Here is a 6,312-nt window from a genome sequence, read left to right on the forward strand (position 1 = left end):
TTTCTACCATCTTCTTATTTAAACTTGTATTTTTTACCATTAAGTTTTTTGTTAAGAAATTAAGGTCATTAAAATTTATCTTTGATAAATTTTAGCAAAATTCTTAATGAAAATTAATGTCTTGATGGTTTATTAAAAAAAAATTAATGATGATAAGCAATAATTCTAAAATAGTCCTTATTCTCGGAGCCAATTCTGATGTGGCAAAACAATGCATTTTGCAATATGTAGAAAAGGGATTTTCCGTAATTGCATCATCCAGAAATTTGAAAAGTCTAGAAGATTTTATTAATGAAAATAAGATAGATTCTACCAAAATTTCCCTTCATCATTTTGACGCTACAGATTTTTCTTCGCATCAAAATTTCTATGATGAACTTCCCTCAAAACCTCACATCGTGATTTACGCTGCGGGACTTTTGGTGGAAAATCAACAAGCCTTGCAAGATTTTGAAGGAACTTTTGAAATGATGAAAGTCAATTATTCTGGCGCAGTTTCTATTCTAAACATTATTGCGATGGACAAATTCAACAAAAATTTAGAAAGAATTATCGGGTTGTCTTCCCTTTCTGGTGTTCGTGGTAGAAAGAGCAATTTCATTTATGGAAGCACAAAATCTGCTTTTACGCAATATCTTGCAGGACTTCGACAAGAATTAGCTTCAAGAAAAATTGTGGTGAATGTTTTGGTGAGTGGCTACATCAATACCAAAATTAATGAAGGTTTAGAACTGAACAAAAACCTTTTGATGGAGCCGAATTACGTTGCGAAACACATCGTAAATGCGGGAAATTCTTTCTCTATAGTTCCTAATTTTAAATGGAAATTAATTTATTATATTTTGAAGATTCTGCCGGAGAGTTTGGTGGCTAAATTGCCGTAGCAAAATTCAGTAATTAGAAGTACAGTTTGTCATGCTGAAAGCATCTAGCAGTATAAAATTACGCTAGATTCCCACGCAATGACAAAGCGACTGCTTGGTATAATTGTTTATGGAATTAGAAAAAATCCAATCTTTTTCTGTCTGCAAAGAAAATCATTAGCTTTCATTTCCGTTATTTTCCATTTCTAGCGATTTATAAAATGCAACCGCAATATTAATTTCAAAATAAGAAAAATCTTCGCCTAGTTCTTCTTTTATCGCTTTTAAAGATTGAATAGTTTGGGTTTTTGCAATAGAAATTATGGGGTCTATTTTTTCTACATCCATCAATTCACTCGGTTTTATTGCTCCCGCAATTACGAAATTAGCAAAGTGATTTTGAATAGTATTAATGGATAAATTCCTGATTTTAGCGATTTCTTCGATGTTATTTCCATCTTTGTACATTTGGAAAGTCGTGGTGTAAGTACCGCTAATATTTTTATTTCCTTCTTTTGGCGCACGAATTTTTTTCGGAGCTTTTTCGGAAATTTTGCTGTTTAATTCATGAATTGTACAATGATCTTGAATTACATTTAAAAATAATTCTCCATATTTTTCTATTTTAAAAGCGCCAAAACCGCTAATCTGCGCAAGTTCTTCTTTAGAATTTGGTAGATAACTTGCCAGTTCCATCAAACTTGCATCAGATAAAATTACATAAGGCGGCACATTTTCTTGTTCCGCTTTTTGTCTGCGTACCATTCTCAATTCATCAAATAAGTCTAGATTTGCATCTATTTCATTGGTTTCATAGGTGGTTTCTATATCTTCTACAGTTACTGCTTTTACTAAATCTTTTACTTTTTGCAGATTAACTTTTCTACTATTAAATAAAATTTCTTTGCTGGATTCCGTTAATTTTAAAACAGGATATTCATCATTAGAATCTTTTAAAAAATCATTAATGATCAATTGCCGAATTAAATTTTGCCAATATTTTTTATCAGAATTGGCTCCAATTCCATAAGTCGGCATATCTTTCATGTAATCTTTTATTTTTACACTTTTCGAACCTCGAAGAAAATCAATGATTAAATTTTTTCCAAACCTTTCTTTCAATCGGAAAATAGCACTCAATAATTTTTGTGCATCAATGGTCGCATCCCAATTTTCAAATTCGCTCAAACAATAATCGCAAGAATTACAATTTCCAGGGTGAGATTCTCCGAAATATTCCATTAAATATTGTCGTCTGCATTTGTGCATCTCGGCAAAGTCTGTCATTTGTTGCAATTTCCGCAGCATCAAACTAGATTGTTCTTCGTTTTCAGACATTGCAAAGTTTTTCAACTTCATCACATCGGCATTAGAATAAAATAAAATCGCTTCACTTGGCAAACCATCTCTTCCTGCTCTTCCGGTTTCTTGGTAATAACTTTCAATATTTTTGGGCAAATCTGCATGAATTACAAATCGCACATTGCTTTTGTCTATTCCCATTCCAAATGCAATGGTCGCAATCATTACGCGAATTTTATCTTTAATGAAATCATCCTGAACTTTCGCTCGTTCCACCGAAGGAATTCCAGCGTGATAATAGGCAGCATTTATCCCGTTTTCCTTCAGGTAATTCGCTAATTCTTCCGTACCTTTTCTTGAAAGACAATAGATAATCCCAGAATCATTTGGATGTTCATTTAAATACTGAATGATATGATTGCTTACCGATTGTTTCGGCTGAACAAAATATTTAATATTTGCTCTATTGAAAGACGAAATTAAAACGGTTGGATCTTGAAGATTCAGTTGTTTAATAATATCTTGCCGCGTAATTTCATCTGCACTTGCTGTAAGTGCAATAATTGGCGTTTGTGGAAATTGCTCTTTAATCCCATTTAAAAACAAATAATCCGGACGAAAATCATGTCCCCAATGCGAAACACAATGCGCTTCATCAACTGCAAAAAGGGAAATATTGATGTCTTTCAACAGATTTAAAAAGTGACCATTATCTGCACTTAATTTTTCTGGCGCAACATATAGAAGTTTAAGTTTACCATCTTTTAATTGTCGAAAAGTTTCATTTTGCTCATTAGGATTCATGGAAGAATTGAGAAATGCAGCAGAAATTCCATTCGCGCGCAAAGCATCAACTTGATCTTTCATCAACGCTATTAATGGCGAAATCACGATTGCTGTTCCCTCCAAAACCAAAGCCGGAACTTGGTAGCACAAAGATTTTCCGCCGCCAGTTGGCATCAAAACAAAGGTATCTTTTTTTGCAATTACATTTTCTACTGCATTTGCTTGCGTGAGCCGAAAACGATTATATCCAAAATATTTTTTTAAGATTTCTAAAGATTTTTCCATTGCTCAAAAATTTGTGTAGGGTAAAAATAGTTAAATCTAACAAATATATTCCCTCATATTTTTTATAAATTTGTTAATCAAAGACAGAAATATATTCAACACTTACTTTAAACGCAAGATATATGATCAAGAGAATAGAAGAGTATAGTAATTTAGAGGAATTTGGTGAAGATATTGTTCAATTCCATGTTTTTTTACAAAATGATGCTGGAAATGAAGTTAGAATTCCTTGGATGATTAACTTTTCGCATTTTAGAAGATTTCTTCAAAATTACAATCCCGATGCTGCAGATTATATCTCAAAAGTAAGTAGCGGAATTAGAAGTTACGGATTTATGGATTCTAAAATTCTTCAGATTTTACATTCGGAAGAATTTCCAGTCCATTTTTTTATAGAAAAATATATGAATGAATATTCTGAAGAAAAAATCCAAAAACACATAGAATGGTCAGAAAATTTGAAATTTACTGCAGCTGCTAAAGAATCTTTAAACGAAATTCAAGAATTGATTCCTGATATGGCATTTAGCAATTCTCGAAGAGCTGTTTTCGCTGATGCAGTAGATGAAGCAATGCAGAAAGAGGTGAAAAAATTCTATCCAGATTTTTTTGATAATGCTGATGTAGACTCTTATAAAAAATACGATGATTTCTTTATGAATCAGATCAGCCAACTGGTAACAAAATTAAATGATTATTTTTATAAAGAATCACATAAATAAAAAAGCGAAGAAATATACTCCGCTTCCAATTTATATTTTTTAATTCAATTTCAAACTCAATTCCTCCAACTGCTCATCAGAAATTTTGCTCGGCGCATCAATCATTACATCACGTCCAGAATTATTTTTCGGAAAAGCGATGTAATCTCTTATCGTTTCGTTGCCATCTAAAATCGCGACCAATCGATCAAATCCTAAAGCAATTCCTGCGTGTGGTGGTGCTCCATATTTGAAAGCGTTCATCAAAAAGCCAAACTGTGCTTCTGCATCTTCTTTAGAAAATCCGAGTAAATCAAACATTCTGGATTGCATTTCTTTATTAAAAATTCTTACAGATCCACCGCCAATTTCGTTGCCATTTAAAACTAAATCGTAAGCATTTGCTCTTGCTTTTCCAGGATTTTCCGTTAATAAATGTTCGTCTTCTGGTTTTGGTGCGGTGAATGGATGATGCATTGCGTGGTATCTTTCGGTTTCTTCGTCCCATTCTAATAATGGAAAATCTAAAACCCAAAGTGGTGCAAAATCTTTTGGATTTCTTAAATTCAATTGATTACCTAATTCCATTCTCAATGCAGAAAGTTGTGCGCGAACTTTATTTTCAGTTCCGCTCATGATTAGCATTAAATCTCCTGCTTTTGCATTAAATTTTTCAGCAATTTTGCTTAATGATTCTTCATCGAAAAATTTATTTACAGAAGATGTTACGCTTCCATCTGCTTGTTTTTTAATCCAAATTAATCCAGAAGCACCAACTTGTGGTTTTTTCACAAAATCTACCAAAGCGTCAATTTGCTTTCTGGTATATTCTGCACAATTTTCAACATTTATTCCGACAACCAATTCTGCCTCATCAAAAATTTTGAAATCTTTACCTTTTGTTTCTTCGTTCAATTCTACAAACTCCATCCCGAAACGAATGTCTGGCTTATCGTTTCCATATTTTTGCATGGCTTCTTCATACGTTATTCTTGGAAATTTGCCTGTTTCTTTTCCAGAAATTTCTGAAATTAGATGAGAAGCCAAACCTTCAAAAATTTGTAAAACGTCTTCTTGCTCTACAAATGCCAATTCGCAATCTATTTGGGTAAATTCTGGTTGACGATCTGCACGCAAATCTTCATCACGGAAACATTTTACAATTTGAAAATAGCGATCCATTCCGCCGATCATCAATAATTGTTTAAAAGTTTGTGGCGATTGTGGAAGCGCATAAAATTGCCCTTCGTTCATTCTGCTTGGCACCACAAAATCTCTTGCACCTTCTGGTGTAGATTTTATGAGAACTGGCGTTTCAACTTCTATAAAATTTTGATCAGATAAATAATTCCGAACTTTTTGTGCAATTTTACTTCTGAAAATCAACTTTTCTCGCACAGGATTTCTTCTGATGTCCAAGTATCTGTATTTCATTCTCAATTCTTCGCCACCATCGGTTTCATCTTCTATGGTGAAAGGTGGAAGTTGAGATTCATTTAAAATAGTTAATGTTTCTACTAAAATTTCTATATCTCCTGTTGGAATTTTAGGATTTTTTGAAGTTCTTTCTATTACTTTTCCTTCAACTTGAATCACGAATTCTCTGCCTAAATTTTTGGCAGCTTTCATCAATTCTTCGGTAGAACGCTCTTCGTCCAAAAGCAATTGCGTTACGCCATATCTGTCTCGCAGATCTATCCAGATCATAAAACCTTTGTCTCGTATGGTTTGTACCCAACCAGAAAGGGTGACGGTTTCGTTTAAATTTTTGAGGGACAATTCTCCGTTGGTATGGCTTCTGAACATATAAATTTTGTTTCAAGTTTAGGGTTTCAAGTTCTATGTTTTGAACTCGAATTATATACTTGCAAATATAATGGTTTTATATGAAAAACCCTTTCAGATGTTCGAAGTCTGAAAGGGTTTAGATTTCTATATTTCAAAATAATTTTATGGAAGTTTATTTTTCAAAAATTTTAATTTTATATCCGCATTATTTAATATTGAAGGCAATATGAAGTACATAATTTTTACAATTATAGTAAGAAAAATTAAATATTTACATTTCTAAATCTTGAATACGAATAATTCTTGAAACGCCTCTCATATTTTTGTTTTTTTCTATTATTTCTAATGGATAATATTTTTTCAAGATTTCTTTTACCTTGAAAACTGGGTGATAAATAGATTTTATTTTTCAGTTACCCACATTTCGGATTTAAAATCAATAATAATGTCTGGTATTTTAATTTCTGGAAACTTATTATTTTTATCAAATACGGTAATAGCGTGATTAATTCCTGGACACATAAATTAGTAATAACCTTAAATTTGTGTCATGAGTTTACATCGAAAAAAATGGAAGCAAAAAGAAA

General features: G+C 32.3%; 4 protein-coding genes. 2 read left to right on the forward strand and 2 right to left on the reverse strand.

Translation table 11 applies throughout. The annotated features are described in order from the left end of the window. The first annotated feature begins 146 nt into the window (after nt 1-146). Nucleotides 147-884: an SDR family NAD(P)-dependent oxidoreductase gene (locus HNQ03_RS12525; protein WP_226927512.1), complete on the forward strand. Its 738-nt coding sequence runs from the start codon at nt 147-149 to the stop codon at nt 882-884. A 156-nt stretch (nt 885-1,040) separates the two neighbouring features. Here HNQ03_RS12525 and recQ read toward each other — a convergent pair whose 3' ends face one another. After that, the gene (gene recQ / locus HNQ03_RS12530) at nt 1,041-3,236 is read right to left on the reverse strand and encodes a DNA helicase RecQ (RefSeq protein WP_173780027.1); all 2,196 of its coding nucleotides are present in this window, start codon (nt 3,234-3,236) and stop codon (nt 1,041-1,043) included. 122 nt (nt 3,237-3,358) lie between these two features. Between recQ and HNQ03_RS12535 the strand changes: the two genes are divergently transcribed. Beyond that, the gene (locus HNQ03_RS12535) at nt 3,359-3,958 is read left to right on the forward strand and encodes a hypothetical protein (protein ID WP_173780028.1); all 600 of its coding nucleotides are present in this window, start codon (nt 3,359-3,361) and stop codon (nt 3,956-3,958) included. A gap of 39 nt (nt 3,959-3,997) precedes the next feature. Here the strand turns inward: HNQ03_RS12535 and aspS are convergent, their stop codons facing one another. Continuing rightward, nucleotides 3,998-5,743 (reverse strand): aspartate--tRNA ligase, encoded by a 1,746-nt coding sequence (gene aspS / locus HNQ03_RS12540; protein ID WP_173780029.1) that lies wholly within the window; start codon nt 5,741-5,743, stop codon nt 3,998-4,000. Nucleotides 5,744-6,312: the final 569 nt, after the last annotated feature.

The organism is Frigoriflavimonas asaccharolytica, assembly GCF_013294015.1.
Classification (GTDB): domain Bacteria; phylum Bacteroidota; class Bacteroidia; order Flavobacteriales; family Weeksellaceae; genus Frigoriflavimonas; species Frigoriflavimonas asaccharolytica.